Source organism: Streptomyces sp. P9-A2, assembly GCF_036634175.1.
Taxonomy (GTDB): domain Bacteria; phylum Actinomycetota; class Actinomycetes; order Streptomycetales; family Streptomycetaceae; genus Streptomyces; species Streptomyces pratens.
In genome coordinates this window covers 5,980,960-6,007,726 of the sequence record NZ_JAZIFX010000001.1, presented here as the reverse complement: position 1 = coordinate 6,007,726, position 26,767 = coordinate 5,980,960, and the positions used below count along the sequence as shown (strand labels likewise).

The 26,767-nt window shown below is 66.9% G+C and carries 16 protein-coding genes and 3 rRNA genes; 6 read left to right on the top strand and 13 right to left on the bottom strand.

The window, feature by feature from the left end; all coding sequences use genetic code 11:
* Positions 1 to 105: 105 nt before the first annotated feature.
* The 7 genes from V4Y04_RS27305 to thyX all read right to left on the bottom strand — a co-directional run bounded on the left by V4Y04_RS27305 (position 106) and on the right by thyX (position 10,279).
* Positions 106 to 768, bottom strand: a complete 663-nt coding sequence (locus tag V4Y04_RS27305; RefSeq protein WP_332433021.1) for a DegT/DnrJ/EryC1/StrS family aminotransferase — start codon at positions 766 to 768, stop codon at positions 106 to 108.
* A 115-nt stretch (positions 769 to 883) separates the two neighbouring features.
* Positions 884 to 1,000 (bottom strand): 5S ribosomal RNA (gene rrf, locus V4Y04_RS27300).
* A gap of 87 nt (positions 1,001 to 1,087) precedes the next feature.
* Positions 1,088 to 4,207, bottom strand: a 23S ribosomal RNA gene (locus V4Y04_RS27295).
* A 317-nt stretch (positions 4,208 to 4,524) separates the two neighbouring features.
* A 16S ribosomal RNA gene (locus V4Y04_RS27290) occupies positions 4,525 to 6,054 on the bottom strand.
* Together the 16S, 23S and 5S rRNA genes form the textbook arrangement of a ribosomal RNA operon.
* Positions 6,055 to 6,565: 511 nt before the next feature.
* On the bottom strand, positions 6,566 to 8,251 hold the full coding sequence (locus tag V4Y04_RS27285; protein WP_332430987.1) for a ribonuclease J: 1,686 nt from the start codon (positions 8,249 to 8,251) through the stop codon (positions 6,566 to 6,568).
* A gap of 158 nt (positions 8,252 to 8,409) precedes the next feature.
* Positions 8,410 to 9,309 carry a 4-hydroxy-tetrahydrodipicolinate synthase gene (dapA, locus tag V4Y04_RS27280; RefSeq protein ID WP_332430985.1) on the bottom strand — a complete coding sequence of 300 codons (900 nt, stop codon included), beginning with the start codon at positions 9,307 to 9,309 and terminating at the stop codon, positions 8,410 to 8,412.
* Positions 9,310 to 9,526: 217 nt separating this feature from the next.
* A complete protein-coding gene (gene thyX / locus V4Y04_RS27275; RefSeq protein WP_332430984.1) occupies positions 9,527 to 10,279 on the bottom strand; it encodes an FAD-dependent thymidylate synthase in 753 nt (250 codons plus the stop codon).
* Between the two features lie 188 nt (positions 10,280 to 10,467).
* Here thyX and V4Y04_RS27270 point away from each other — a divergent pair, with 188 nt between their 5' ends.
* Both V4Y04_RS27270 and V4Y04_RS27265 read left to right on the top strand, forming a co-directional pair.
* Positions 10,468 to 10,701 carry a hypothetical protein gene (locus tag V4Y04_RS27270; RefSeq protein WP_332430982.1) on the top strand — a complete coding sequence of 78 codons (234 nt, stop codon included), beginning with the start codon at positions 10,468 to 10,470 and terminating at the stop codon, positions 10,699 to 10,701.
* Between the two features lie 183 nt (positions 10,702 to 10,884).
* Positions 10,885 to 11,439: a hypothetical protein gene (locus tag V4Y04_RS27265; RefSeq protein ID WP_332430981.1), complete on the top strand. Its 555-nt coding sequence runs from the start codon at positions 10,885 to 10,887 to the stop codon at positions 11,437 to 11,439.
* 182 nt (positions 11,440 to 11,621) lie between these two features.
* On the opposite strand, the gene V4Y04_RS27260 is transcribed toward V4Y04_RS27265, so the two are convergent.
* From V4Y04_RS27260 to rpsO, 5 genes are all read right to left on the bottom strand, one after another.
* Positions 11,622 to 12,065 (bottom strand): hypothetical protein, encoded by a 444-nt coding sequence (locus V4Y04_RS27260; protein ID WP_332430980.1) that lies wholly within the window; start codon positions 12,063 to 12,065, stop codon positions 11,622 to 11,624.
* 15 nt (positions 12,066 to 12,080) lie between these two features.
* Positions 12,081 to 12,833 (bottom strand): 4-hydroxy-tetrahydrodipicolinate reductase, encoded by a 753-nt coding sequence (gene dapB, locus V4Y04_RS27255; protein WP_332430978.1) that lies wholly within the window; start codon positions 12,831 to 12,833, stop codon positions 12,081 to 12,083.
* A gap of 55 nt (positions 12,834 to 12,888) precedes the next feature.
* Complete coding sequence (locus V4Y04_RS27250; protein ID WP_332430977.1) at positions 12,889 to 14,268, bottom strand: M16 family metallopeptidase; 1,380 nt, start codon at positions 14,266 to 14,268, stop codon at positions 12,889 to 12,891.
* Positions 14,265 to 16,478 (bottom strand): polyribonucleotide nucleotidyltransferase, encoded by a 2,214-nt coding sequence (locus V4Y04_RS27245; protein ID WP_332430976.1) that lies wholly within the window; start codon positions 16,476 to 16,478, stop codon positions 14,265 to 14,267. The genes V4Y04_RS27250 and V4Y04_RS27245 overlap by 4 nt, the downstream gene beginning before the upstream one ends.
* Positions 16,479 to 16,839: 361 nt before the next feature.
* Positions 16,840 to 17,127: a 30S ribosomal protein S15 gene (rpsO, locus tag V4Y04_RS27240; protein WP_332430975.1), complete on the bottom strand. Its 288-nt coding sequence runs from the start codon at positions 17,125 to 17,127 to the stop codon at positions 16,840 to 16,842.
* A gap of 289 nt (positions 17,128 to 17,416) precedes the next feature.
* Between rpsO and V4Y04_RS27235 the strand changes: the two genes are divergently transcribed.
* Positions 17,417 to 17,698: a DUF397 domain-containing protein gene (locus tag V4Y04_RS27235; RefSeq protein ID WP_332430974.1), complete on the top strand. Its 282-nt coding sequence runs from the start codon at positions 17,417 to 17,419 to the stop codon at positions 17,696 to 17,698.
* A 94-nt stretch (positions 17,699 to 17,792) separates the two neighbouring features.
* Here the strand turns inward: V4Y04_RS27235 and eccD are convergent, their stop codons facing one another.
* Positions 17,793 to 19,298 carry a type VII secretion integral membrane protein EccD gene (gene eccD, locus V4Y04_RS27230; RefSeq protein WP_443080209.1) on the bottom strand — a complete coding sequence of 502 codons (1,506 nt, stop codon included), beginning with the start codon at positions 19,296 to 19,298 and terminating at the stop codon, positions 17,793 to 17,795.
* Between the two features lie 317 nt (positions 19,299 to 19,615).
* On the opposite strand from eccD, the gene eccCa reads away from it, so the two are divergent.
* The 3 genes from eccCa to V4Y04_RS27215 all read left to right on the top strand — a co-directional run bounded on the left by eccCa (position 19,616) and on the right by V4Y04_RS27215 (position 26,672).
* Complete coding sequence (eccCa, locus tag V4Y04_RS27225) at positions 19,616 to 23,593, top strand: type VII secretion protein EccCa (RefSeq protein WP_332430972.1); 3,978 nt, start codon at positions 19,616 to 19,618, stop codon at positions 23,591 to 23,593.
* A 232-nt stretch (positions 23,594 to 23,825) separates the two neighbouring features.
* Positions 23,826 to 24,302, top strand: a complete 477-nt coding sequence (locus V4Y04_RS27220; RefSeq protein WP_332430971.1) for a hypothetical protein — start codon at positions 23,826 to 23,828, stop codon at positions 24,300 to 24,302.
* Positions 24,303 to 24,320: 18 nt separating this feature from the next.
* Positions 24,321 to 26,672 (top strand): DUF6571 family protein, encoded by a 2,352-nt coding sequence (locus V4Y04_RS27215; RefSeq protein ID WP_332430970.1) that lies wholly within the window; start codon positions 24,321 to 24,323, stop codon positions 26,670 to 26,672.
* The last annotated feature ends 95 nt before the right edge of the window (positions 26,673 to 26,767 follow it).

Genomic DNA, 26,767 nt, shown 5'->3' with positions numbered 1-26,767 from the left:
TCTGCGGTTTCCCGCCTGGCAACGGAGTAGATCATACCCTGAGCAGCCCTGTTCTCCCAACCACTGGTCCTCGACCGGTTCTCGCCCCGGGCCCTCGCCCCCGGTTCACACAGCCGGCTGCAGCAGTCCGCCCAGCGCGTTGCACGCCGATGCGACGCGCTGCATGTCCCGCTTGGTCAACGAGGCGTCCACGGGCAGGGCGAGCGTCTCGTCGGCGGCCCGTTCGGTCTCGGGCAGGGACACGCACCGCCGGAACTCCGGCAGCCGGTGCACAGGCGTCCTCACCGGCACCCTGCACTCGACTCCCTTGGCCCGCACGGCTCGTGCGAAGGCGTCCCGGTCGGGTCGCCCGTTTCCGGGGATTCGCACGACGTACTGCTGGTAGGTGTGGCCGTCGCCTCCGTCGGGTGTCCGCACACCCCGTAGCTTCGCATCGAGGTAGGCGGCACGCTCCCTGCGCCGGGCGACCTCGTCGTACGGGGCTTCGGACTCCCCGCGCTCCAGCACGAGCAGACCGTGTCGCTGTCCGAGAGCGTGCAACCGCGCGATGTCGGCGTTCCTGCCGAAGCGATGCACGGCGACGACGGCCGCGGTCCGTGAGGTGATGGCCGCTTCCACAGCGGCCGGCGCGAGGCAGTAGGTCGCCGGGTCTATCTCGGCGAACACCGGCAACGCACCTGCGAGAGTGACGGCTTCGGCAACTTCCATGTTTCCGAAGGCGGACACGACCACCTCGTCACCGACTCCGACACCGGCGGCCCTGAGCAGTGCAGCAGTACCCATGGGAACGATGCTCGTCGTGCAATGTGAACTTCAAGTGAAGCAGAACAAAAAAGGGTTGGACCCCGAACCGAAGTTCGGGGTCCAACCCTTTTCAAGAATTGTTCGGCGGCGTCCTACTCTCCCACAGGGTCCCCCCTGCAGTACCATCGGCGCAATAAGGCTTAGCTTCCGGGTTCGGAATGTAACCGGGCGTTTCCCCTACGCTATGACCACCGAAACACTATGAAACAGACAACAACCGCACCACGCCAAGTACGTGGGGTCGTTCGTGGTTTCAGAACCAACACAGTGGACGCGAGCAACTGAGGACAAGCCCTCGGCCTATTAGTACCGGTCAACTCCACACGTTACCGTGCTTCCATATCCGGCCTATCAACCCAGTCGTCTACTGGGAGCCTTACCCCATCAAGTGGGTGGGAGTCCTCATCTCGAAGCAGGCTTCCCGCTTAGATGCTTTCAGCGGTTATCCCTCCCGAACGTAGCCAACCAGCCATGCCCTTGGCAGGACAACTGGCACACCAGAGGTTCGTCCGTCCCGGTCCTCTCGTACTAGGGACAGCCCTTCTCAAGACTCCTGCGCGCGCAGCGGATAGGGACCGAACTGTCTCACGACGTTCTAAACCCAGCTCGCGTACCGCTTTAATGGGCGAACAGCCCAACCCTTGGGACCGACTCCAGCCCCAGGATGCGACGAGCCGACATCGAGGTGCCAAACCATCCCGTCGATATGGACTCTTGGGGAAGATCAGCCTGTTATCCCCGGGGTACCTTTTATCCGTTGAGCGACGGCGCTTCCACAAGCCACCGCCGGATCACTAGTCCCGACTTTCGTCCCTGCTCGACCCGTCGGTCTCACAGTCAAGCTCCCTTGTGCACTTACACTCAACACCTGATTACCAACCAGGCTGAGGGAACCTTTGGGCGCCTCCGTTACTCTTTAGGAGGCAACCGCCCCAGTTAAACTACCCATCAGACACTGTCCCTGATCCGGATCACGGACCCAGGTTAGACATCCAGCACGACCAGACTGGTATTTCAACGACGACTCCCCCACCACTGGCGTGATGGGTTCACAGTCTCCCAGCTATCCTACACAAGCCGAACCGAACACCAATATCAAACTGTAGTAAAGGTCCCGGGGTCTTTCCGTCCTGCTGCGCGAAACGAGCATCTTTACTCGTAGTGCAATTTCACCGGGCCTATGGTTGAGACAGTCGAGAAGTCGTTACGCCATTCGTGCAGGTCGGAACTTACCCGACAAGGAATTTCGCTACCTTAGGATGGTTATAGTTACCACCGCCGTTTACTGGCGCTTAAGTTCTCAGCCTCGCCACCCCGAAGAGTGACTAACCGGTCCCCTTAACGTTCCAGCACCGGGCAGGCGTCAGTCCGTATACATCGCCTTACGGCTTCGCACGGACCTGTGTTTTTAGTAAACAGTCGCTTCTCGCTGGTCTCTGCGGCCACACCCAGCTCACCGAGTAAATCGGATCACCGGACATGGCCCCCCTTCTCCCGAAGTTACGGGGGCATTTTGCCGAGTTCCTTAACCATAGTTCACCCGAACGCCTCGGTATTCTCTACCTGACTACCTGAGTCGGTTTAGGGTACGGGCCGCCATGAAACTCGCTAGAGGCTTTTCTCGACAGCATAGGATCATCCACTTCGCCACAATCGGCTCGGCATCGGGTCTCACCCCCATGTCATCCGGATTTACCTGGATGACGGGCTACACCCTTACCCCGGGACTACCACCGCCCGGGCTGGACTACCTTCCTGCGTCACCCCATCACTCACCTACTACAAGTCTGGTCCGCCGGCTCCACCACTTTCCTTTCCCCGAAGGGTCCGGAACGGCTTCACGGGCTTAGCATCGCCTGATTCAATGTTTGACGCTTCACAGCGGGTACCGGAATATCAACCGGTTATCCATCGACTACGCCTGTCGGCCTCGCCTTAGGTCCCGACTTACCCTGGGCAGATCAGCTTGACCCAGGAACCCTTAGTCAATCGGCGCACACGTTTCTCACGTGTGTATCGCTACTCATGCCTGCATTCTCACTCGTCAACCGTCCACCACTGCCTTCCGGCGCGGCTTCACCCGGCAGACGACGCTCCCCTACCCATCACAGCGGGCGTTGGCCCTATAGCTGCAATGACACGACTTCGGCGGTACGCTTGAGCCCCGCTACATTGTCGGCGCGGAATCACTAGACCAGTGAGCTATTACGCACTCTTTCAAGGGTGGCTGCTTCTAAGCCAACCTCCTGGTTGTCTGTGCGACTCCACATCCTTTTCCACTTAGCGTACGCTTGGGGGCCTTAGTCGATGCTCTGGGCTGTTTCCCTCTCGACCATGGAGCTTATCCCCCACAGTCTCACTGCCGCGCTCTCACTTACCGGCATTCGGAGTTTGGCTAAGGTCAGTAACCCGGTAGGGCCCATCGCCTATCCAGTGCTCTACCTCCGGCAAGAAACACGCGACGCTGCACCTAAATGCATTTCGGGGAGAACCAGCTATCACGGAGTTTGATTGGCCTTTCACCCCTAACCACAGGTCATCCCCCAGGTTTTCAACCCTGGTGGGTTCGGTCCTCCACGAAGTCTTACCTCCGCTTCAACCTGCCCATGGCTAGATCACTCCGCTTCGGGTCTTGAGCATGCTACTGAGACGCCCTGTTCGGACTCGCTTTCGCTACGGCTTCCCCACCCGGGTTAACCTCGCAACACACCGCAAACTCGCAGGCTCATTCTTCAAAAGGCACGCAGTCACGAGAATGAGGCAAGCCTCATTCCGACGCTCCCACGGCTTGTAGGCACACGGTTTCAGGTACTATTTCACTCCGCTCCCGCGGTACTTTTCACCATTCCCTCACGGTACTATCCGCTATCGGTCACCAGGGAATATTTAGGCTTGGCGGGTGGTCCCGCCGGATTCACACGGGATTTCTCGGGCCCCGTGCTACTTGGGTGTCTCTCAAACGAGCCGTTGACGTTTCGGCTACGGGGGTCTTACCCTCTGCGCCGGACCTTTCGCATGTCCTTCGCCTACATCAACGGTTTCTGACTCGTCTCATGGCCGGCAGACCATGAAAGAGAGATCCCACAACCCCGTAGGCGCAACCCCTGCCGGGTCTTGCACGCCTACGGTTTGGCCTCATCCGGTTTCGCTCGCCACTACTCCCGGAATCACGGTTGTTTTCTCTTCCTGCGGGTACTGAGATGTTTCACTTCCCCGCGTTCCCTCCGCATACCCTATGTGTTCAGGTATGGGTGACAGCCCATGACGACTGCCGGGTTTCCCCATTCGGACACCCCCGGATCAAAGTCTGGTTGACGACTCCCCGGGGACTATCGTGGCCTCCCACGTCCTTCATCGGTTCCTGGTGCCAAGGCATCCACCGTGCGCCCTTAAAAACTTGGCCACAGATGCTCGCGTCCACTGTGCAGTTCTCAAACAACGACCGACCACCCGTCACACACCGCTTGCGCGGTGCTGTACCGGGGTCGGCATCGAGGAGCGGGCCTTGCGGCCGTGCCCTCAGACACCCAACAGCGTGCCCGGCCGGTTCCCGTCCGAAGATCCTGCTTTCCACGCCCCGGTGAGGGGGCAGTACTGGCAGGCCTTCGGCCCGGGGCAACCGGCCGAATAATCAACGTTCCACCCATGAGCAACCAGCACCGGACGTACGCCGGTGTACTGGCCTCTGACCGGGCAGGCCCGGTAAGAAGTGCTCCTTAGAAAGGAGGTGATCCAGCCGCACCTTCCGGTACGGCTACCTTGTTACGACTTCGTCCCAATCGCCAGTCCCACCTTCGACGGCTCCCTCCCCGCAAGGGGGTTGGGCCACCGGCTTCGGGTGTTACCGACTTTCGTGACGTGACGGGCGGTGTGTACAAGGCCCGGGAACGTATTCACCGCAGCAATGCTGATCTGCGATTACTAGCAACTCCGACTTCATGGGGTCGAGTTGCAGACCCCAATCCGAACTGAGACCGGCTTTTTGAGATTCGCTCCACCTTGCGGTATCGCAGCTCATTGTACCGGCCATTGTAGCACGTGTGCAGCCCAAGACATAAGGGGCATGATGACTTGACGTCGTCCCCACCTTCCTCCGAGTTGACCCCGGCGGTCTTCTGTGAGTCCCCATCACCCCCGAAGGGGCATGCTGGCAACACAGAACAAGGGTTGCGCTCGTTGCGGGACTTAACCCAACATCTCACGACACGAGCTGACGACAGCCATGCACCACCTGTACACCGACCACAAGGGGGCGCCTGTCTCCAGACGTTTCCGGTGTATGTCAAGCCTTGGTAAGGTTCTTCGCGTTGCGTCGAATTAAGCCACATGCTCCGCTGCTTGTGCGGGCCCCCGTCAATTCCTTTGAGTTTTAGCCTTGCGGCCGTACTCCCCAGGCGGGGAACTTAATGCGTTAGCTGCGGCACCGACGACGTGGAATGTCGCCAACACCTAGTTCCCACCGTTTACGGCGTGGACTACCAGGGTATCTAATCCTGTTCGCTCCCCACGCTTTCGCTCCTCAGCGTCAGTATCGGCCCAGAGATCCGCCTTCGCCACCGGTGTTCCTCCTGATATCTGCGCATTTCACCGCTACACCAGGAATTCCGATCTCCCCTACCGAACTCTAGCCTGCCCGTATCGACTGCAGACCCGGGGTTAAGCCCCGGGCTTTCACAACCGACGCGACAAGCCGCCTACGAGCTCTTTACGCCCAATAATTCCGGACAACGCTCGCGCCCTACGTATTACCGCGGCTGCTGGCACGTAGTTAGCCGGCGCTTCTTCTGCAGGTACCGTCACTTTCGCTTCTTCCCTGCTGAAAGAGGTTTACAACCCGAAGGCCGTCATCCCTCACGCGGCGTCGCTGCATCAGGCTTTCGCCCATTGTGCAATATTCCCCACTGCTGCCTCCCGTAGGAGTCTGGGCCGTGTCTCAGTCCCAGTGTGGCCGGTCGCCCTCTCAGGCCGGCTACCCGTCGTCGCCTTGGTGAGCCGTTACCTCACCAACAAGCTGATAGGCCGCGGGCTCATCCCTCACCGCCGGAGCTTTCAACCCCCGTCCATGCGGACGCGGATATTATCCGGTATTAGACCCCGTTTCCAGGGCTTGTCCCGAAGTGAGGGGCAGATTGCCCACGTGTTACTCACCCGTTCGCCACTAATCCCCACCGAAGTGGTTCATCGTTCGACTTGCATGTGTTAAGCACGCCGCCAGCGTTCGTCCTGAGCCAGGATCAAACTCTCCGTGAATGCTTTCCCGTGATCGGGAAGGACACGCACGAGAGCGGAACGGTCGGGCGGAATAGGCCCGGCCGTTCACAGCGTCCTCGCTGTGTTTTTTTCAAAGGAACCTCGCCCCGGCCGTGGGCCGGGAACGGGGTATCAACATAATCTGGCGTTGATTTTTGGCACGCTGTTGAGTTCTCAAGGAACGGACGCTTCCTTTGTACTCACCCTCTCGGGCTTTCCTCCGGGCGCTTCCCTTCGGTCTTGCGTTTCCGACTCTATCAGATCTTTGTGATCCGGTTTCCTCGGGGTTTCGCCTTCCGGGTTTCCGCTTTTCGCGTTTCCCTTTCCGGCGGCTCCGACTTTATCAGAAGTTCTGAGTCGAATTTCCCGACCTTCCGGGGACTGGATCCGATGCGTGAAGCAGTCGGGGTTCCCGGTCGGTGGGAGGTGTAAACGTACTGGAGCGGGGCGCCCCGATGCAAATCGAGGTGCCCCGCTGCCTGTTCTCGTGTACGGACTGCCCTACGGGCCGTCAGACCTCCACGACGACAGGCAGGATCATCGGCCGGCGCCGGTAGGTGTCGGAGACCCACTTGCCCAGCGTCCTGCGTACCAGCTGCTGCATCTGGTGCGCTTCGACGACGCCGTCCTGGGCGGACCGTTCCAGGACATCGACGATCTTCGGTAGTACGGCGGCGAAGGCGGCGTCCTCGATACCGGAGCCACGTGCCTGGATGTGCGGGCCGCCGGTGATCTTCCCGGTGGACGAGTCGAGCACCATGAAGACCGAGATGATGCCCTCGTCGCCGAGGATCTTGCGATCCTTCAGGGCCGGCTCGCCGACATCGCCCACGGACAGGCCGTCGACGTAGACGTATCCGGCCTGGACCTTGCCGGAGATCTTCGCTCTGCCGTCGATCAGGTCGACGACGACTCCGTCCTCGGCGATGACGATGCGGTCGTGCGGGACACCGGTCAGGGCGCCCAGCTCGGCGTTGGCTCGCAGGTGACGCCATTCGCCGTGTACCGGCATCAGGTTCTTCGGACGGCAGATGTTGTAGAAGTACAGCAGTTCACCGGCGGAGGCGTGGCCCGAGACGTGCACCTTGGCGTTGCCCTTGTGGACGACGTTGGCGCCCCAGCGGGTCAGGCCGTTGATGACGCGGTAGACCGCGTTCTCGTTGCCGGGGATGAGGGACGACGCGAGGATCACCGTGTCGCCCTGGACGATGCGGATCTGGTGATCGCGGTTGGCCATCCGGGACAGGGCGGCCATGGGTTCGCCCTGCGAGCCTGTACAGACCAGGACCACTTCGCTGTCCGGCAGGTCGTCCAGCGTCTTCACGTCGACGACCAGGCCCGGCGGAACCCTGAGATAACCGAGGTCGCGGGCGATGCCCATGTTGCGGACCATGGAGCGGCCGACGAAGGCGACCCGGCGGCCGTACTCGTGCGCCGCGTCCAGGATCTGCTGGATGCGATGGATGTGGCTGGCGAAGCTCGCCACGATGATCCGTTTGCGCGCGCCGGCGAAAACCTGGCGCAGAACGTTGGAGATGTCGCGTTCGGGCGGGACGAAGCCCGGTACCTCGGCGTTCGTCGAGTCGGACAGGAGGAGGTCGATGCCTTCCTCGCTGAGCCGGGCGAACGCGTGGAGGTCCGTGAGGCGGTTGTCCAGCGGGAGCTGGTCCATCTTGAAGTCGCCGGTGTGGACCACCATGCCCGCGGGCGTGCGGATGGCCACGGCGAGCGCGTCGGGGATCGAGTGGTTGACCGCGATGAACTCGCAGTCGAACGGGCCGATGCGCTCGCGGTGCCCCTCCGTCACTTCCAGGGTGTACGGACGGATGCGGTGTTCCTGGAGCTTCGCCTCGATGAAGGCGAGGGTCAGCTTGGAGCCGATCAGTGGGATGTCCGGCTTCTCGCGGAGCAGGAAGGGAACACCACCGATATGGTCCTCGTGACCATGCGTGAGGACGATGCCCTCGATGTCGTCGAGGCGGTCCCGGATGGACGTGAAGTCCGGCAGGATCAGGTCGATTCCCGGCTGCTCCTCCTCGGGGAAGAGCACGCCGCAGTCGACGATGAGCAGGCGGCCGCCGTACTCGAAGACCGTCATGTTGCGGCCGATCTCGCCGAGACCGCCGAGTGGGGTGACGCGTAGGCCGTTCGCGGGGAGCGGCGATGGCCGGCCGAGTTCAGGATGCGGATGACTCAAAAGACTCTCCTCACCACACGCGCCACGTCCCGGTGGGGCACGTGGCGCGTATGACGTTCGTGCAGAAGCAGTTGTCGTTGTGGTGCGCGGGTACCGGTGTCCCGCCGCTTATTCAGTTGTGAAGTCAGGTTGCGCGAGCGGTCGCGCGAAGTCTGTTGTCAGAGCTGTACCCCGCCGGCGGCAAGATCGATCTTGAGCTGCTCGATCTCCTCCGGCGTGCACGCGGTCATGGGGGCGCGCAGGGGTCCGGCGGGCAGGCCCTGCAGGGTGAGCGCCGCCTTGGTGGTCATGACGCCCTGGGTGCGGAACATGCCCGTGTAGACGGGGAGCAGCTTCTGGTGGATCTCGGTGGCCTTCTGAACGTCCCCCGAGGTGTACGCCTCGATCAGGGCGCGCAGCTCGGGCGTGACGAGGTGGCCGACGACCGAGACGAAGCCGACGGCGCCCACGGAGAGCAACGGCAGGTTCAGCATGTCGTCGCCGGAGTACCAGGCGAGGCGCGAGCGGGCGATGGCCCAGCCGGCACGGCCGAGGTCGCCCTTGGCGTCCTTGTTGGCGACGATCCGCGGGTGCTCGGCCAGGCGAACGAGCGTCTCGGTGTTGATCGGGACACCGCTGCGGCCGGGGATGTCATAGAGCATGACCGGCAGCTCGGTGGTGTCGGCGATGGCCGTGAAGTGCTGGTACAGGCCTTCCTGCGGGGGCTTGTTGTAGTACGGGGTGACGACCAGCAGGCCGTGCGCGCCGGTGCGCGCCGCGGTGCGGGCCAGTTCGATGCTGTGACGGGTGTCGTTGGTGCCGACCCCTGCCACCACGTGAGCGCGGTCTCCGACCGCCTCCAGGACCGCCCGTACGAGGTCCGCTTTCTCCGCGTTGCTGGTGGTGGGGGACTCGCCGGTGGTGCCGTTGATGATCAGGCCGTCGTTGCCTGCGTCCACCAGGTGGGTGGCGAGCCGCTGGGCGCCGTCGAGATCGAGTGCGCCGTCCGCCGTGAAAGGCGTGACCATGGCGGTGAGGACCCTCCCGAAGGGGGTCTGCGGAGTGGAGGTCGGAGCCATGGGCTACACGCTACTCGTTGCTCGGGGCAGGGTCTGCCCTCGGGGGAGGCGACAAGTGGGAGCGAAGGGAGAGCCCGGCACTGCCTGCTCGGGGGTTCAGTCAGTGCCGGGCCCGTTTGATCAGGCTAGATGAACTACTGGAAATACCGCAATCCGGACACCTCGGGAGGCTGATCGTACGTGTGTGCCCGACCAGGGCTCGGAGCCTGTCCCCGGGCTACGGGGCCACGCGTCCGTTGGCGTTGAAGGCGGCGTGGGTGAGCGGCATGAGCCGGGCCCATTCGGCCTCCATCTTCTCGCCGACCATCTCGATCTCCCGCTGCGGGAAGGACGGCACCTTCGCCAGCTCGTGCTGGGTGCGCAGGCCTAGGAAGTGCATCAACGAGCGGGCGTTGCACGTGGCGTACATCGAGGAGTACAGGCCCACCGGGAGCACCGCGCGGGCCACCTCGCGGGCGACGCCCTCGGCCAGCAGCTTCTGGTAGGCGTCGTAGGCCTGGCGGTAGGTGCCGCCGAGCACGTCCTGGACGGCCGCGTGCTGGACCTCGGTGCCCTCGACGAAGACGTACTTGCCCGGACGTCCCTCCTGGACGAGCTTGCGCGACGCGTCGGGCACGTAGAAGACGGGCTGCAGCTCGCGGTAGCGCCCGGATTCCTCGTTGTAGGACCAGCCGACCCGGTGGCGCATGAACTCGCGGAACACGAAGATGGGTGCGCTGATGAGGAACGTCAGGGAGTTGTGCTCGAACGGGCTGCCGTGCCGGTCCCGCATCAGGTAGTTGATCAGGCCCTTGGAACGCTCCGGGTCCTTGTCCAGTTCCCCGATCGACTGCTCGCCGAGGGTCGATACGCGGGCGGCGAACAGGACATCCGAGTCCGAGGCACTGGACTTCACCAGTTCGACGGTGACGTCACTCCGCAAGGTGACGTCGTCGGGTGTTGACGGCTGGGGATCGTTGGCGGAGGTCAAGAGGGTCCTTCCCGTCACATCACGGCTGCAGGTCGGCGACCACTCTACGGGGCGGCCGTCACGGCGGGAGATGGGCCGTGCCGGGAGGGATTTTCACCGTCTGGGCACCTTCTGCCGGTGTCGTTCGTTTGTGTCGGTGAGAGCGATTCGTTCGAGGTTCTCATGTTTCGAGGGGAGAAGTACCACTGATGTTCGGTCGACGGGAATCCGTGCCGTTCGCCTTCCTTTCCGATGGGTTCCACAGCAATGTCACGCCCCCGCCGCGCGAGCGGGCTTCCGCCGGCGAGCTGGCCGGGCGCTGGCTGCTGGGGGTCTGCGTCGTGGCCGGGCTGGTGGGATCCCTGGTGATCGGGATGCCCGCGCTGTCCACGGACCAGTCGGCCACGGGGACCGAGCACTCAGAGGCGTCCGACAAACGCTGAACGCACGCCGGACGGACACCGGACCGGATCCGCGGCCGCACATCGGCCGAGGATCCGGCCGCACACGAACCGCACTCAGGGGCGGGGTCCGGCTCCAACCGGACCCCGAGAGTGGTGAGGGGTACCACGGATCGGTAGCCTCACCGGGCACTACCCACGCATGGATCAAGTGAGGACCCAGCCGTGCCCCTGCCCTTCCTGACGGCCGACCGCGCCTTCGAGACGGCTGATGATGTCGCGCTGCCGTACCACGACCGTGACCGCTGGCGGCGCCCGTACCGGCCGGGCCCGTGGCGGGTGGGAGCGGCGGCGATACTGCTGCTGCTCGCCTCGTTCGTGCTGTTCTCGGCAGTGATCATCGCGGCCACGGCGTCTCCGTCGTCGGCCGGTGTGGTCTTCGGAGTCGCCCTGGTCGCCCTCGTCGGTGCCCTGCGACTGCTGCGCATGGGCACGTGGGTGAGCGCCCATGGACTGCGGCAGGTGAGTCTGTTCACCACCCGTACGACGCCGTGGGACCAGATCGTCGCGGTACGCACGGTGCAGCAGCCGGTGCGCTGGCTGGGGATGCCGCGGACGGTGCAGGGGCAGGCGCTGCTCCTCGTCCGGCGAGGACGGTCGACGGCCCCCGGACAGCCACTGCTGACCTCGCACAACACGGACTTCCTGGGGCGGAGCGTGGCCTTCGACCGGGCGGCCGACTCCGTGGAGGTCTGGGCCGACGAGTACCGGCGGGACTGAGCCGGACCGAATCGCCGCGCACCCCGCACGCCCCGGGGCCCGGTCCGCACACGCGGACCGGGCCCCGGGGCGTTTTCCGCCCTGCTTCGGTCGTCCTGTCGCGGTGGCCCTGCCCCAGTGGCCCTACCGCGGCAGCCCTGTTGTGCTCGGGTGCGGGAAGGGGACACCGGCTCGGCGGGACGTCAGGGGGCCGTCTTGCGCAGGGCGATCGCGCGTTGCATCGCCTTGCGGGCGCGCGGGGTGTCCCGGGCGTCGTGGTAGGCGACGGCGAGCCGGAACCAGCTGCGCCAGTCGTCGGGGGCGTCCTCCGTCTCGGCCTTGCGCAGGGCGAAGACCTCGTCGGCCGAGTCGCGGTCGACGCGGCCGCTGGGCAGGCGCTTGAGCTCGTCCACGGGCAGTCCGCCCTGGGCGTCTAGCTCGGCGGCGAGCCGGTTGGCGTTGCGGACGAACTCGGTGTTCTTCCACAGGAACCACACGCCGATGACCGGCAGGATGAGCACCGCCACGCCGAAGGTGACGGTGAGGGGCGTCCCGGCCCGGATGAGGAGCACACCGCGGCTGCCGACCAGGACGAAGTAGACGACCAGGACGGCAGCCGTGATGGCGTAGGAGATCTTCGCGCGCATGGGGTGGGCTCGGGCTCAGTTCAGGTCGAGGAAGTGTTCCAGGCCGAAGGTCAGGCCGGGAGTGGTCACCACGCGGCGGGTGCCGAGCAGGATGCCCGGCATGAAGCTGCTGTGGTGCAGGGAGTCGTGACGGACGGTGAGGGTCTCGCCCTCGCCGCCGAGCAGGACCTCCTGGTGGGCCAGCAGGCCGCGCAGCCGGACGGCGTGCACCGGGACGCCGTCCACGTCGGCGCCGCGGGCGCCGTCCAGGGCCGTGACCGTGGCGTCCGGGGCGGGGGCGCTGCCGGCCTTGCGGCGGGCCTCGGCGATGAGCTGGGCGGTGCGGGTGGCGGTGCCGCTGGGGGCGTCCACCTTGTTCGGGTGGTGCAGCTCGACGACCTCGACGGACTCGAAGTACGGGGCCGCGATCTGCGCGAACTTCATGGTCAGCACGGCGCCGATGGAGAAGTTCGGTGCGATGAGCACGCCCGTCTCCGGGGACTGCTCGAGCAGGTCCGTCAGATGCGCGAGACGGTCCTCGGTCCAGCCGGTGGTGCCGACGACCGCGTGGATGCCGTGGCGTACGCAGAAGTCGAGGTTGCCCATGACCGAGGCGGGGGTGGTCAGTTCGACGGCGACCTGGGCACCGTTCTCGGCAAGGGTCTCCAGCCGGTCGCCCCGGCCGAGCGCGGCCACCAGTTCCATGTCGTCGGCGGCCTCGACGGCCCGTACCGCCTCGGACCCGATGCGGCCGTTGGCTCCGAGGACCGCCACACGCAGCTTGCTCATCTTCCTTGTTTCCTTACCGGAGAGGTCGAAACCGTGAGGTCGGGCCGGGCAGGCCCTAGGCGACGGTGTCGTGCAGCCTGGCCACCTGCTTGTCCTTGAGCGGGCCGATGACCGACAGCGAGGGCCGCTGTCCCAGGACGTCGCGGGCGACCGCTCGGACATCGTCCATGGTGACCGAGGCTATCCGGGTCAGCATGTCGTCGACCGACATCTGGTCGCCCCAGCACAGTTCGCTCTTGCCGATACGGTTCATCAGCGCGCCGGTGTCCTCCAGTCCGAGGACGGTGGAGCCCTGGAGCTGGCCGATGGCACGTCGTATCTCGTCGTCGGGCAGACCGTGCTCGGCGACCTGGTCGAGTTCGTCGCGGCAGATCTTCAGCACGTCGTGCACCTGGGACGGCCTGCACCCGGCGTACACGCCGAACAGGCCGCAGTCGGCGAAGCCGGAGGTGTACGAGTACACGCTGTAGGCCAGGCCCCGCTTCTCCCGGACCTCCTGGAACAGGCGGGAGGACATGCCGCCGCCAAGGGCCGTGTTGAGCACGCCGAGGGCCCACCGGCGCTCGTCGGTGCGGGACAGGCCCGGCATGCCGAGGAGGATGTGCGCCTGTTCGGTCCTCCGGTCGATCACGTCGACGCGGCCGGCGGTGCGCAGCGTGCGCCGGCCACCGCGCGGGGCGATCGGCCGGGCGTCCGGGTCCTTGAGCGCGCCGGCCGCCTCGAAGGCGTCCCGGACCTGGCGTACGACCTGGTCGTGGTCGATGTTGCCCGCGCAGGCGACCACGAGGTGGGTCGGGTCGTAGTGCTTCTTGTAGAAGCGGCGGATGCGGTCGGCGGTGAGGTCGTTGACCGTGTCGACGGTGCCGAGGACGGGACGGCCCAGTGGGTTGTCGCCGAACATGGTGTGCGCGAACAGGTCGTGCACGCCGTCGCCGGGGTCGTCCTCGGTCATCGCGATCTCTTCGAGGATCGCGCCGCGTTCGATGTCGACGTCCTCCTCGAGGATGCGGGAGCCGGTCAGCATGTCGCAGATCACGTCGATGGCGAGCGGCAGGTCGGTGTCGAGTACACGCGCGTAGTAGCACGTGTACTCCTTGGCCGTGAACGCGTTCATCTCGCCGCCGACGGCGTCGATGGCGGCGGAGATGTCCAGGGCGGACCTGCGGTGCGTGCCCTTGAAGAGCAGGTGTTCCAGGTAGTGGGTGGCGCCGTTCAGCGCGGGGGTCTCGTCGCGGGAGCCGACGTGCGCCCAGATGCCGAAGGTCGCGGAGCGGACCGAGGGGAGGGTCTCGGTGACGATGCGCAGCCCGCCGGGGAGGGTGGTTCTGCGGACGGTGCCGATGCCGTTCTCGCCCTGGATGAGGGTTTGGGTACGGGCGACGGCCCGCGCCTCCGGGGAGGTGCGGGCCGTCGCCTTGGAGCCGTGGGACGTCACTGGTCGGTGTCGGCCTTCTTGTCGTCGTCCTCGCCCTCGATCACGGGGATGAGGGAGAGCTTGCCGCGGGAGTCGATCTCGGCGATCTCGACCTGGACCTTGGCGCCCACGCCGAGCACGTCCTCGACGTTCTCCACGCGCTTGCCACCGGCGAGCTTGCGGATCTGCGAGATGTGCAGCAGTCCGTCCTTGCCGGGCATCAGGGAGACGAACGCACCGAAGGTGGTCGTCTTCACGACGGTACCCAGGTAGCGCTCGCCGACCTCCGGCATCGTCGGGTTGGCGATGCTGTTGATCGTGGCGCGGGCGGCCTCGGCCTGCGAGCCCTGGGCGGCACCGATGTAGATGGTGCCGTCGTCCTCGATCGTGATGTCGGCGCCGGTGTCCTCCTGGATCTGGTTGATCATCTTGCCCTTGGGGCCGATGACCTCACCGATCTTGTCCACGGGGATCTTGACGGTGATGATCCGCGGGGCGTTCGGGGACATCTCGTCCGGCGTGTCGATCGCTTCCATCATCACGTCGAGGATGTGGAGGCGGGCGTCACGGGCCTGCTTGAGGGCGGCGGCCAGGACGGAGGCGGGGATGCCGTCCAGCTTGGTGTCGAGCTGGAGGGCGGTCACGAACTCCTTGGTGCCGGCGACCTTGAAGTCCATGTCACCGAAGGCGTCCTCCGCACCGAGGATGTCGGTGAGGGCGACGTAGTGCGTCTCGCCGTTGATCTCCTGGGAGATCAGGCCCATGGCGATACCGGCGACGGGGGCCTTGAGCGGCACACCGGCGTTCAGCAGCGACATGGTGGAGGCGCAGACCGATCCCATGGACGTCGAGCCGTTGGAGCCGAGGGCCTCGGACACCTGCCGGATCGCGTACGGGAACTCCTCGCGGGTGGGCAGCACCGGCAGGATGGCGCGCTCGGCGAGGGCGCCGTGGCCGATCTCGCGGCGCTTGGGGGAGCCCACGCGGCCGGTCTCGCCGACGGAGTACGGCGGGAAGTTGTAGTTGTGCATGTAGCGCTTGCGGGTCACCGGGGAAAGGGTGTCCAGCTGCTGCTCCATACGGAGCATGTTGAGGGTGGTGACGCCCAGGATCTGGGTCTCGCCACGCTCGAACAGCGCGGAACCGTGCACCCGCGGGATGGCCTCGACCTCGGCGGCCAGGGTGCGGATGTCGGTGACTCCGCGGCCGTCGATGCGCTTCTTCTCCTTGATGACGCGCTCGCGGACCAGGGACTTGGTCAGCGCGCGATACGCGGCGGAGATCTCCTTCTCGCGGCCCTCGAACTCCGGCAGGAGCTTCTCGGCGGCGAGCTGCTTGACGCGGTCCAGCTCGGCCTCGCGCTCCTGCTTGCCGGCGATGGTGAGCGCCTGGGCGAGCTCGGGGCGGACGGCGGCGGCCAGCGCCTCCAGGACGTCGTCCTGGTGGTCCAGGAAGACCGGGAACTCGCCGGTCGGCTTGGCGGCCTTCGCGGCGAGGTCGGCCTGGGCCTTGCAGAGCACCTTGATGAAGGGCTTCGCGGCGTCGAGGCCGGCGGCGACGACCTCCTCGGTGGGGGCGTCGGCACCACCCTCGACCAGCTTGACGGTCTGGTCGGTGGCCTCGGCCTCGACCATCATGATCGCGACGTCGCCGTCCTCCAGGACGCGGCCCGCGACGACCATGTCGAAGACGGCGTCCTCGAGCTCGGTGTGCGTCGGGAAGGCGACCCACTGGCCGCGGATCAGCGCGACGCGGACGCCGCCGATCGGGCCGGAGAAGGGCAGACCGGCCAGCTGCGTGGACGCGGAGGCGGCGTTGATCGCCACGACGTCGTACAGGTGGTCGGGGTTGAGCGCCATGATCGTGGCGACGACCTGGATCTCGTTGCGCAGGCCCTTCTTGAAGGACGGGCGCAGCGGGCGGTCGATGAGGCGGCAGGTGAGGATCGCGTCCTCGGAGGGGCGGCCCTCCCGGCGGAAGAAGGAGCCGGGGATCTTGCCGGCCGCGTACATCCGCTCCTCGACGTCCACCGTGAGGGGGAAGAAGTCGAGCTGGTCCTTGGGGTTCTTCGAGGCCGTGGTGGCCGACAGCACCATGGTGTCGTCGTCCAGGTAGGCCACGGCGGAGCCGGCGGCCTGACGGGCGAGGCGGCCCGTCTCGAAGCGGATGGTGCGGGTACCGAAGGAGCCGTTGTCGATGACGGCCTCGGCGTAGTGGGTCTCGTTCTCCACCAGTGGGTTCTCCGTTACTTGTCGTCTTTCGTCCCGCCTCGCCCGTGTGGCGGGGGGACGGGGTGGAGAAGCGCGCCGTCTGGTGCGGGCCGGTCTTCGATCGAAGCTCCCGGGTTCATTCGCCCGGGGGCCACTACCGAGGACCGGCGGCGGCGAGGTGCGCTTCCCCTCGTACGTCGGGACGTCCGGGGGGACGTCGGGATGGTGCCGGTGACGGCCGCGACCTGGTGCGGTACCGGTCGTCACACGAGTCGGTGCTCTTGCGTTGTGCTACCACACTACAAAGACGTGGTGACACTCCGCACGTACAGCAAAGGGAGCGGTCCCCTTTTCCCAGGGGAACCGCTCCCGTCACGGCGTCTTACTTGGCGCCCGCCGCACCGCGGCGGATGCCGAGGCGGTCGACCAGCGCACGGAAGCGCTGGATGTCCTTCTTGGCGAGGTACTGCAGCAGTCGGCGGCGCTGACCGACCAGGATGAGCAGACCACGACGGGAGTGGTGGTCGTGCTTGTGGGCCTTGAGGTGCTCCGTCAGGTCGGAGATCCGACGGGACAGAAGAGCGACCTGGACCTCGGGGGAGCCGGTGTCACCTTCCTTGGTGCGGAAGTCGGCGATGATCTGGTTCTTCGTAGCGGCGTCGAGCGACACGCGTACTCCTCATGGTCTGTGACTGGCCACCGAGCGCCCCCGGTCTTCACCTCGGGGGATCTTCCATGACTCGGAAGGCGGGATCCGCAGGGCGCGGCCTCCGGAGCGGTGCTCCGAGGGTGCGTACACATACGTCCGTCACTCAGAGTACCAGCCGACGGCAGGCCCCCTTGCCACGGTCCGCGGAACCGCCCAGGTGGGACGCGGGGGCCACTAATGTGAGCGCTCGTACCAGTCCATCGGACCAGTCAACAGGTCGGGTCATAAGTCGGGAAGGGGTCGCTGCGACATGGCGGAGACGGCTGAGGAGATCAAGGCACGCAAGGAGCGGGAGAAGGACGAGCTCTACGCCCTCGACATCTCCGGCGTCGAGTGGCACAGCGCGCCGGGCACCGAGGAGCACGAGGAACGGGTCGAGATCGCCTACCTGCCCGACGGTGCGGTGGCCATGCGGTCCTCCCTCGACCCGGACACGGTGCTGCGGTACACGGAGGCGGAGTGGCGTGCGTTCGTGCTCGGCGCACGGGACGGCGAGTTCGACCTGGAGCCGGCGGGTCCCGGGACGGAATGACCGCCGTACGCGTCCGGGAGCGTGCACGCGCCTGTGCGCCCTCCCGGACGCCGTACGCCCTCCCGGACCTCGTGCGTCAGCCGGACGTGGCGCGTCAGCCGGTCATCGACCGCACTGTCACGTACACATCGAAGACGGCGAGCGTCAGCGGCACCAGCGTCAGCAGGACGAAGCCCTCGGCGATCTCCAGGAAGCGGCCCCAGAAGGGTGTGAGCCCGCTGCGTGAGGCCACCAGCCCGATCGCGGTGATCAGCGCCGACGTCGCCGCGATGGCCGCGACCAGCCAGATCGTACGGATGTCGAGGTCGGTCCGGTCCCCCGTCAGGGCCTCGCGGATCAGGGCGGCCGGCGGGTTGAGCGCCAGGCCGATACCGAGCGCGACCAGGGAGCCGAGCCCCGCGGCCAGCAGAGTGGCGACCTGCGCGGTATAGCGGAACAACTGCGCCCGCATGAGCAGCGCGATTCCGGTGGCCAGGGCCAGCAGTAGCGCCCAGAGGTCGTCGGAGAAGCCGAGCACGAGGGCGGATCCGACCGCGAGCAGCGAGCAGCCGCCGACCAGGCCGACAAGGAGTTCGTGGCCGCGGCGGGCCTGGGTCTCGATGCGTTCGGCGTCCACCGGCTCATGGGGCTCGGGGTCGGTGCCGTAGGCGCGCGAGGTGGTGTGCGGTGCCTCGAAGCCGATGGGCAGACGGGCGAAGCGCATGGACATGCCCGGCAGGAAGGCCAGGGCGCCGATGGCGACAGGAGCGCACAGAGCGGCGATCTCGGCCGGCGTCCAGTCCCGCAGGAGTGCCACGAAGGTGGTGACCAGGGCGAGGCCCGAGGCGGCCACGAAGGCCACGAACGGGCCGTCGCCACGCGGGGAGCACAGGGCGAGTATCACCGAGGCCACCAGCACGGCCGCGCAGGCGAGCAGGAACTGGAGCTTTCCGACGCCCTGCCCCTCGGAGAGCGACAGCAGGCCCGAGCCGGCCACCCCCATGGCGGGGAGTGCGCCGAGACCCAGCGCGATGGCGGCGGCCCGGTCGTCGTAGACGCGGGCGCGGACACAGCCGAGAACGACGAGGAGGACGCCGGCGATGCCCGCGAGGATGCCGGGCAGGCCGTGCATGTCGTGCCGCGGGTCGGCGTTCCAGACGACGAACGCGAGCAGGGCGGGCAGCACGCCACCGCCGACGAGGCCCGCGGCCCGGGTGAGGTCGCCGTGCCACAGGGACCGGTCCCGGGTGACCGCGGAGGCGACCGCTTCGGAGACGTCGTCGATGACGGCCGGCGGGAGCGACTCGGAGAAGGGACGGAGGGTGAGGAGTTCGCCGTCGAGGATGCGTTGCGCCGCGAAGGAGCGGGAACTGTCGAGGACGGTGCCGTCCCGCCGGACCAGGTGGTAGCCGACCGGGGCGCCCTCGGCGGCCGTCTGCCGGGAGAGCCTGAGGATCTCGGGGTAGACGTCGGCCACCGGTACGTCGTCGGGCAGTGCGACGTCGATCCGGCTGTCGGGCGCGACGATGGTGACCCGGCAGAAGCCGAGCCCCGGCAACGCCCCGGACGGGGCTGTCCGGCCGGGTCCGCCCGTGCGGGTGGCCGCCGTGGAGGCCGTCATGCTCACGTGCTGCTCCCCCTCAGTGCTGCTGTGTCTGCGGTGTGATGATCCTGCGTCTCTTTCCCGGTGTCCGCCGCAGGACGGGCTGTGCGGGACGGGCGGGAAACCGCCGAGCGGGGCCCGGAGTCGCCGTGCCGCGCACAGTTCACGGGATGCCCCGTGCATCCGGCGGGTTCGCATGTGTTCACGGAAACATCCGGCACCCTATCGTTCGCCGGTGGGCGAGGGGGATCAGTAGGATCGCGCGGCGGCCCTCGTCCGCCAGACACGGGGTGGCGGACGGCAATCCGGCGGGCCGGCAAGGGGATTGGTGAGCAGTGAGCCAGATCGTCGTCAAGCGTCCGCCGAGGGCGCTGCCGCCGGAAGTTCCCGCGGGCGAGGTCGTCGTGCAGCCGCCGCCCGAACTGCCTCGGGGGCATCAGGAAAGCGTGCTGATGCAGTTGCTGCCGACGCTCGGCATGGGTGGCTCGGTCGTCTTCTTCTTCACCAGCGGGCAGCCGTTCATGCGCATCATGGGCATGGTGATGATCGCGTCGACGATCGCCATGTCGATCGCGATGGTGGTCCGCTTCCGTCGCGGTTCCCAGGGCCAGCTCGCCGATCTGCGCCGCGACTACCTGAGTTACCTGTCGCGGACCCGCCGGACCACCCTGGAGACGGCGCAGGCGCAGCGTGACGCCCAGTACTACCTCCACCCCTTCCCGGAGCAGTTGTGGGCGCTGGTCGCCGAGGGCAGCCGGGTGTGGGAACGGCGGCCGGGTGACGAGGACTTCGCGCAGGTCCGCATCGGTCTCGGCCCGCAGTCCCTGGCCACCCCGCTGGTCGCCCCCGAGACGGGCCCGGTCGATCAGCTGGAGCCGCTGACGGCGGGCGCGATGCAGCGGTTCGTCGCGGTCCACAGCACCTTGGAAGACCTCCCGATGGCAGTCTCCCTGCGTGCCTTCCACCACGTCGTACTCGGTGGCGAACCGGATTCCGTACGGTCCTCGGCCCGTGCTCTGACCGGTTCGCTGGCCTCGTTGCACTCCCCCGAGGATCTGATCGTCGCGGTCGCGACGGGCCGGGAGGCGGCGCGGCACTGGGAATGGGCCAAGTGGCTGCCGCACGTGCAGTTGTCCGGTGTCGCGGACGGCGCCGGCTCCCGCCGTCTGATCAGCGGCGATCCCCACGAGATCGAGGATCTCCTGGCTTCACGGCTGAGCGGCCGGCCCCGCTTCCACGCGAACGCCGCGCCCCTGCCGGACACCCCGCACATCGTCGTCGTCCTCGACGGCGTGTCCCTCCCGCCGGACTCCATGCTGGCGAACCCCGAGGGCCTGCAGGGCGTGACGGTCGTCGAGCTGGCCGGGGGCGAGCAGGCCGTCGCCCACGGTGACCTCTCCGTCCTCGTACGGCCTCGTTCGCTGCGCCTGGAGTCGGCGCACGGTGTCGTCTACGAGGGAACGCCCGACGACCTGTCGTACGAGTCCGCGGAGGCGCTGGCCCGGCAGTTGGCGCCGCTGCGCATGGTCTCGGGCGGGGACGACGACGAACCGCTGCTGGCGAACCTGGAGTTCACGGATCTGCTGAACCTGGGCGACGCCGCCTCCGTCGACACCCGGCGCACCTGGCGGCCGCGGTCCCAGGCGGAACGGCTGCGGGTGCCGATCGGCGTCGGCGAGGACGGCCGTCCGGTGATGCTCGACATCAAGGAGGCGGCCCAGGAGGGCATGGGCCCGCACGGTCTGTGCGTGGGCGCCACGGGTTCCGGCAAGTCGGAACTGCTGCGCACGCTGGTGCTGGGGCTCGCGGTCACCCACTCCTCCGAGAACCTGAACTTCGTCCTCGCGGACTTCAAGGGCGGCGCGACCTTCGCGGGTATGGCGCAGATGCCGCACGTGGCGGCCGTGATCACCAACCTGGCGGACGACCTCACCCTCGTCGACCGCATGGGCGACTCCATCCGCGGCGAACTCAACCGCCGCCAGGAGATGCTGCGCGACGCGGGCAACTACGCCAACATCCACGACTACGAGAAGGCGCGCGCGGCGGGCGCACCGCTCCAGCCCATCCCCTCGCTGCTGCTGGTCATCGACGAGTTCAGCGAACTGCTGACGGCGAAGCCGGACTTCATCGACATGTTCGTGCAGATCGGCCGCATCGGCCGGTCGCTGGGCGTGCACCTGCTGCTGGCCTCGCAGCGGCTGGAGGAGGGACGGCTGCGCGGCCTGGAGACGTACCTCTCGTACCGCATCGGTCTGCGCACCTTCTCCGCCGCCGAGTCGCGCGCGGCACTGGGCGTGCCGGACGCGTACGGACTGCCGAACGTGCCCGGCTCCGGCTTCCTGAAGTTCGGCACCGACGAGATGGTCCGCTTCAAGGCGGCGTACGTCTCCGGCGTCCACCGTTCCGGCTCGCAGGGGACCGGGTCCGCGGACGGCCCGCTGCCGGTGGACCGGCGGCCGGTGCTGTTCACGGCGGCCGAGGTCCCGGTGCGGTACGCGCCGGTGCCGCGGCAGGGCGCGGACTCGGCGGACGGCGCCGGCGAGGTGGACGACGCGCTGGCGGACACCGTGCTGGACGTCGTCGTCCGCCGGCTGGAGGCCCAGGGTCCGGCGGCCCACCAGGTGTGGCTGCCGCCGCTGGACAGCCCGCCGTCGCTGGACGCGCTGCTGCCCGGCCTCACCGCCGTGGAGGGCCGGGGTCTCACCCAACCCGGCTACGAGGGTGCCGGACGGCTGGTGGTCCCCGTCGGCATCGTCGACAAGCCGTACGAGCAGCGCCGCGACCCGCTGTGGGTGGACTTCTCGGGCGCCGCGGGCCACATGCAGATCCTGGGCGGTCCGCAGTCCGGCAAGTCGACGCTGCTGCGCTCGCTGATCTGCTCCTTCGCACTCACCCACACGCCCCACGAGGTGCAGTTCTACGGACTGGACTTCGGCGGTGGCGGCATGGCCGCGGTGGCCGGACTCCCGCACGTCGGCGGCATCGCCTCGCGACTGGACCCGGAGAAGGTACGGCGTACGGTCGCGGAGGTCTACGGCATCCTGACCCGTCGTGAGGAGTATTTCCGCACCTCGGGCATCTCGTCCATCGCCGAGTTCCGGACCCGGCGTGCCCGTGGCGACATCTCGGTCACCGACCAGCCGTGGGGCGACGTCTTCCTGGTCATCGACGGCTGGGGGAACTTCCGTGCCGACTACGAGGCACTCGACCAGGTGATCCTCGACATCGCCGCCCGGGGCCTCGGCCACGGTGTCCACCTGGTCCTGTCGGCCTCCCGCTCGATGGAGGTGCGGTCCGCGCTCAAGGACAGCCTGCTGAACCGGCTGGAGCTGCGGCTCGGCGACACGATGGACTCCGAACTGGACCGCAAGGTGGCCGCGAACGTCCCCACCGGGGTGCCCGGCCGCGGTCAGGCACCGCAGAAGCTGCACTTCATGGCGGCGGTGCCGCGCATCGACGGCCTGACCTCCGACACGGACCTGGCGGACGCCACCGCCGCGCTGACGGCCGAGGTCTCCCGGCACTGGCAGGCGCCGGGCGCGCCCGCGGTCCGCCTCCTGCCGCGCGAGTTCCCGGCGGAGCAGCTGCCCCCGGGCAACCGTTTTCCGGAGCGCGGCGTCGCCTTCGCGCTCGACGAGAACAACCTGGAACCCGTCTTCGTCGACTTCGACCAGGACCCGTTCTTCCTCGTCTTCGGCGAGAGCGAGTCCGGCAAGTCGAACCTGCTCCGCCTGCTGATCAAGCAGCTGACGACGCGTTACCCCGGTGACGAGTGCAAGCTGTTCGTCGTGGACAACCGACGCTCCCTGCTGGGCGTCACACCGGCCTCCCACCTCGCCGAGTACATTCCGATGTCCAACGCCATGGAACACCACATGGCGGCCCTGGCCGATCTGATGAAGCGCCGTAATCCCACCGCCGACGTGACCGCACGGCAGCTCCGGGAGCGCAGCTGGTGGCAGGGGCCGATGGTCTACGTGGTCATCGACGACTTCGACCTCGTCGCCACGTCGAGCGGCAACCCGCTCAGCGGCCTGACGGAACTGTTGCCGTTCGCCCGGGACGTGGGCGTTCGCTTCATCATCGCGCGCTCGACGGCGGGCGCGAGCCGCGCCTCGTACGAGGCCTTCATGCAGCGCGTCAAGGAGCTGGGCGCCCAGGGCGTCGTCCTGGCGGGCGACCCGGCCGAGGGCGACGTCCTGGGCGGGGTCCGGCCGCGGCCGATGCCCGCGGGGCGGGGCGTGTTCGTGTCCCGGCGGCGGGGGCGACCGTTGGTACAGACGGGACTCGTTGCGGAGGAGGCGCTCTGACGGTTCACCGGCATCAGTTCTTCCGGACCGGTGGGGTCAGGGACGGACGGCGCGGGGTCCGTCGCGGCTCTTCTCCGAGGCGCCGCGCGGCAGAGAACCGGCACGGCCGGCAGCGCCAGTACAACCGGCACGGCCTGTACGACCGGCGCGACCCGCAAGACCGGCACGGCCAGTACGGCCCGTACGGCCAGTACGGCCGCGTCTGACTGACTGCGACAAGGGAGCGGAACCCATGCCATGGGACGAGTGGGAACAGTTGAAGGCTCAGGCCGCCGACCGGCAGTCGACGCCGATGCGGTTGAACCAGGTGCCCGCTCAAGGACCGGGCCCCGGCGGCAAGCCGGACCTGGTCGTACGGCAGGACGACCTCGGTGCCGTGGGGCACGACGCCTTCGTCCTGCACGGTGACCTCGTGAAGAAGGTGGACATCGCCGGTGCCGGCCTGAACTCCGACAACGCCGGCTCCACCCACCAGGCGGCGTCCGCACTGTCCCGGGCCGGCTTCGCCATGGGTGACGAACTCATGACGACGCTGACCGTCTGGGGGAGCCAGGTGAAGGCGGTCCGTCAGGCCTGTGCCCACATCTCCAACCACCTGGACTTCAGCAAGAAGCTGCACGCCGACGACGACGCCGGGATCGCCGCCGTCATCATGCGGAGAGACGGCTCCGGGATGCCCGTTTCGGAGCTCGGCAAATACTTCGAGTAGCGCGGGGGAAGCTCAGGCATGCCCATCACCTACGACGACCTCATGCAGGTGGAGCTCGGCAAGTTAGGCACCTCGGTGTCGGACTGGAAGAAGGCGGTCGCCCACCTGAAACAGCTCGAGACCGATGCACGTGACGGCCTCAAGAAGAAGTCCGACCGCGCACGCTGGGAAGGCGTGAACGCCGGTGTCACACGGGAGTTCGTGAACAAGACCGCCAAGGAGTTCGCTGACCTCCGCACGGAGGCCGACAGCATCTTCCAGGTCCTCGACGACGCTCACCACGAACTCGAAACGCTACAGAAGAGTGTCCGGACGCTCACCGACGAGGCCGGGGAAAAGGGTTACACCGTTCAGGACAACGGTGACGGAACGGTGAGTGTGGGAGTCCGGCCCGAGTCGGGCGCCGACGCGAAGGGCGGCAACGGCGGCAAGCACGGCAAGGACTCCACCGAGGAGGAGCGGCAGCGCTACGCCGACTCCATCACACGGAAGATCGCCCGTGCCGGCGACATCGACCTCTCCACCAGGCTGGCCCTCAAACGGGCGCACGGGAACGCCCCGTACAACGCAGGCCACGCGAAGTACGGGTCCCTCAACGACGCACAGGTCGAACGCGCTCTGGAACTCGCCAAGAGGCGCGAGGACATGACCGACCGGGAACTGGCGGAGCTGAACCGACTGCTGCGCCACAACGGACGCGAGAAGGACGGAGAGTTCTCGACCGAGTTCTTCGAGGGCCTGGGCGGACCGAGGCAGACGCTCGAGTTCTACGCCGCCCTGTCGATCGACGGCACCGGTGAGGACGCCTCGAAGACCCGCCTGGCCGGCGTACAGGACCTGCAGAAGTACATGGGCCACGCCCTGGCCAACGCGACCGACCCCTACACCCCGCAGAGCGTTCGAGGGGACCGGCAGCACCTGCCCTCGTCGTGGGGCGCGGAGTTCCGCAAGCTGGGCACTCAGCAGATCGAGTGGGAACGCGGTATGTGGAAAAAGCCCTACGGATACCAGGTCCTGGGCGGCCTGCTCCGCTACGGGAACTACGATCCGGCGTTCCTGGCACCCATCGCGGAGCACGTCACCCAACTCCACCAGGACGACCCTCACCGCTTCCTGTCCAACAAGCCCGCCGGCAGCGACGACCGCTACGGGTTCAACCCCTCCGGGAAACTCGGCAGCGGCAACGATCCGCTGAACAGCGTTCTGGAGGCACTTGGGCACAGCCCCGAGGCAGCCGAGCGGTTCTTCACGGAGAAGCCCACGGCGTACAACGAGGACGGCACGGTCAAGTCCGGGGGCAAGACGGACTTCAAGTCCTACCTCGCTCTCTTCACGGACAAGAACTTCGAGTGGCCGATCGACAGGAACACCGCCAACGTCCTGGCGGATGAGGAGGCGACGAGCAAGGCCCTCGCCTTCGGCCCGGACGCTCTGGGCCACGCCCTCGAGGCCGCCGCGACAGGGCACCCGTACAACAGCGACACGATCGACCCGTCGGTCAGGCACAGCACGGCACAGGCGAAGCTGGTCCACGACATCGTGGAGAAGTTCGCCACGAACCCGGGCCTGCTGACGCACAACATGAACGGCGACCTGGAGGACGCGGAGACCGGCCCCCTCCACGCCCTGCGCGACAGCCTGGGCAACATCGCGGCGGACTACATCGGCGACTTCCAGCGGACGATGTACCTGGAGGGCTCCGACAGCAAGACCTTCCCGGTCAACGGCTCCCCCGCCAACCTTGATTTCGGCAACGCGCAAAGGTTCCTGGGCCTGGTGGGCCAGGAACCCGACGCGTACAGCGCCATCACCTCCGCCCAGCAGGCATACACCGCGAACGTGGTGCAGGAGTTCCTGAAAGCGGAGGGCAAGAGCCTCACCTCGGAGGACGGCGGGCGCGTCGGGGACCTGGTCGCGCCGGGGGCTGCCATCGCGGGAATCATGAGCAACGCGCGGGCTGACGCCATCTACGACTACCACACGGCCTCGAACGCGGAATACAACGAGGCGGCAGCAGACAACGCCAAGTGGGTCAACCGCATCCTGGGCCTCAGCACGGAAGCCATCCCCGCCCCCTTCTCCATCGTGACGGAACCGGTCAACTGGCTGGCGGAGGACGTAACCGAAAGCGTCTTGAAGAGCGTCGACAAGGACACGACAGACGAGGCTGAACTGAGTGCAGGGAAGGAGTACTCAGAGGGCAGGAAGGCGGCTACGGAGGCGGCTGCCGTAGCTGTCACCACTTACTTCTCGCATCTTGAAGACAGCGACATAGAAACCAGAGAAGCCATCGAACGAGCAGTTCGCACCCAGGCGGGCGTCAGCCATTCTGACAGCGCTCAGTGGAACTCCTCTGGAAGTGGCGGTTGAGACGCCTTCCGCACTCGCCACATCCTTCAATAGACCACTTCCTGTACCTAGAGCGGAAAACAGAAACGGGGGGCCATCCTTGCCACCGAAAAGGC

What these genes read in the sequence shown, in the direction of transcription:
- dapA (WP_332430985.1), bottom strand. Translation starts at nt 9,309, where the DNA reads ATGGCTCCGACCTCCACTCCGCAGACCCCCTTCGGGAGGGTCCTCACC.
- V4Y04_RS27270 (WP_332430982.1), top strand. Translation starts at nt 10,468, where the DNA reads ATGTTCGGTCGACGGGAATCCGTGCCGTTCGCCTTCCTTTCCGATGGG.
- V4Y04_RS27260 (WP_332430980.1), bottom strand. Translation starts at nt 12,065, where the DNA reads ATGCGCGCGAAGATCTCCTACGCCATCACGGCTGCCGTCCTGGTCGTC.
- dapB (WP_332430978.1), bottom strand. Translation starts at nt 12,833, where the DNA reads ATGAGCAAGCTGCGTGTGGCGGTCCTCGGAGCCAACGGCCGCATCGGG.
- V4Y04_RS27235 (WP_332430974.1), top strand. Translation starts at nt 17,417, where the DNA reads ATGGCGGAGACGGCTGAGGAGATCAAGGCACGCAAGGAGCGGGAGAAG.
- eccD (WP_443080209.1), bottom strand. Translation starts at nt 19,298, where the DNA reads ATGACGGCCTCCACGGCGGCCACCCGCACGGGCGGACCCGGCCGGACA.
- V4Y04_RS27220 (WP_332430971.1), top strand. Translation starts at nt 23,826, where the DNA reads ATGCCATGGGACGAGTGGGAACAGTTGAAGGCTCAGGCCGCCGACCGG.
- V4Y04_RS27215 (WP_332430970.1), top strand. Translation starts at nt 24,321, where the DNA reads ATGCCCATCACCTACGACGACCTCATGCAGGTGGAGCTCGGCAAGTTA.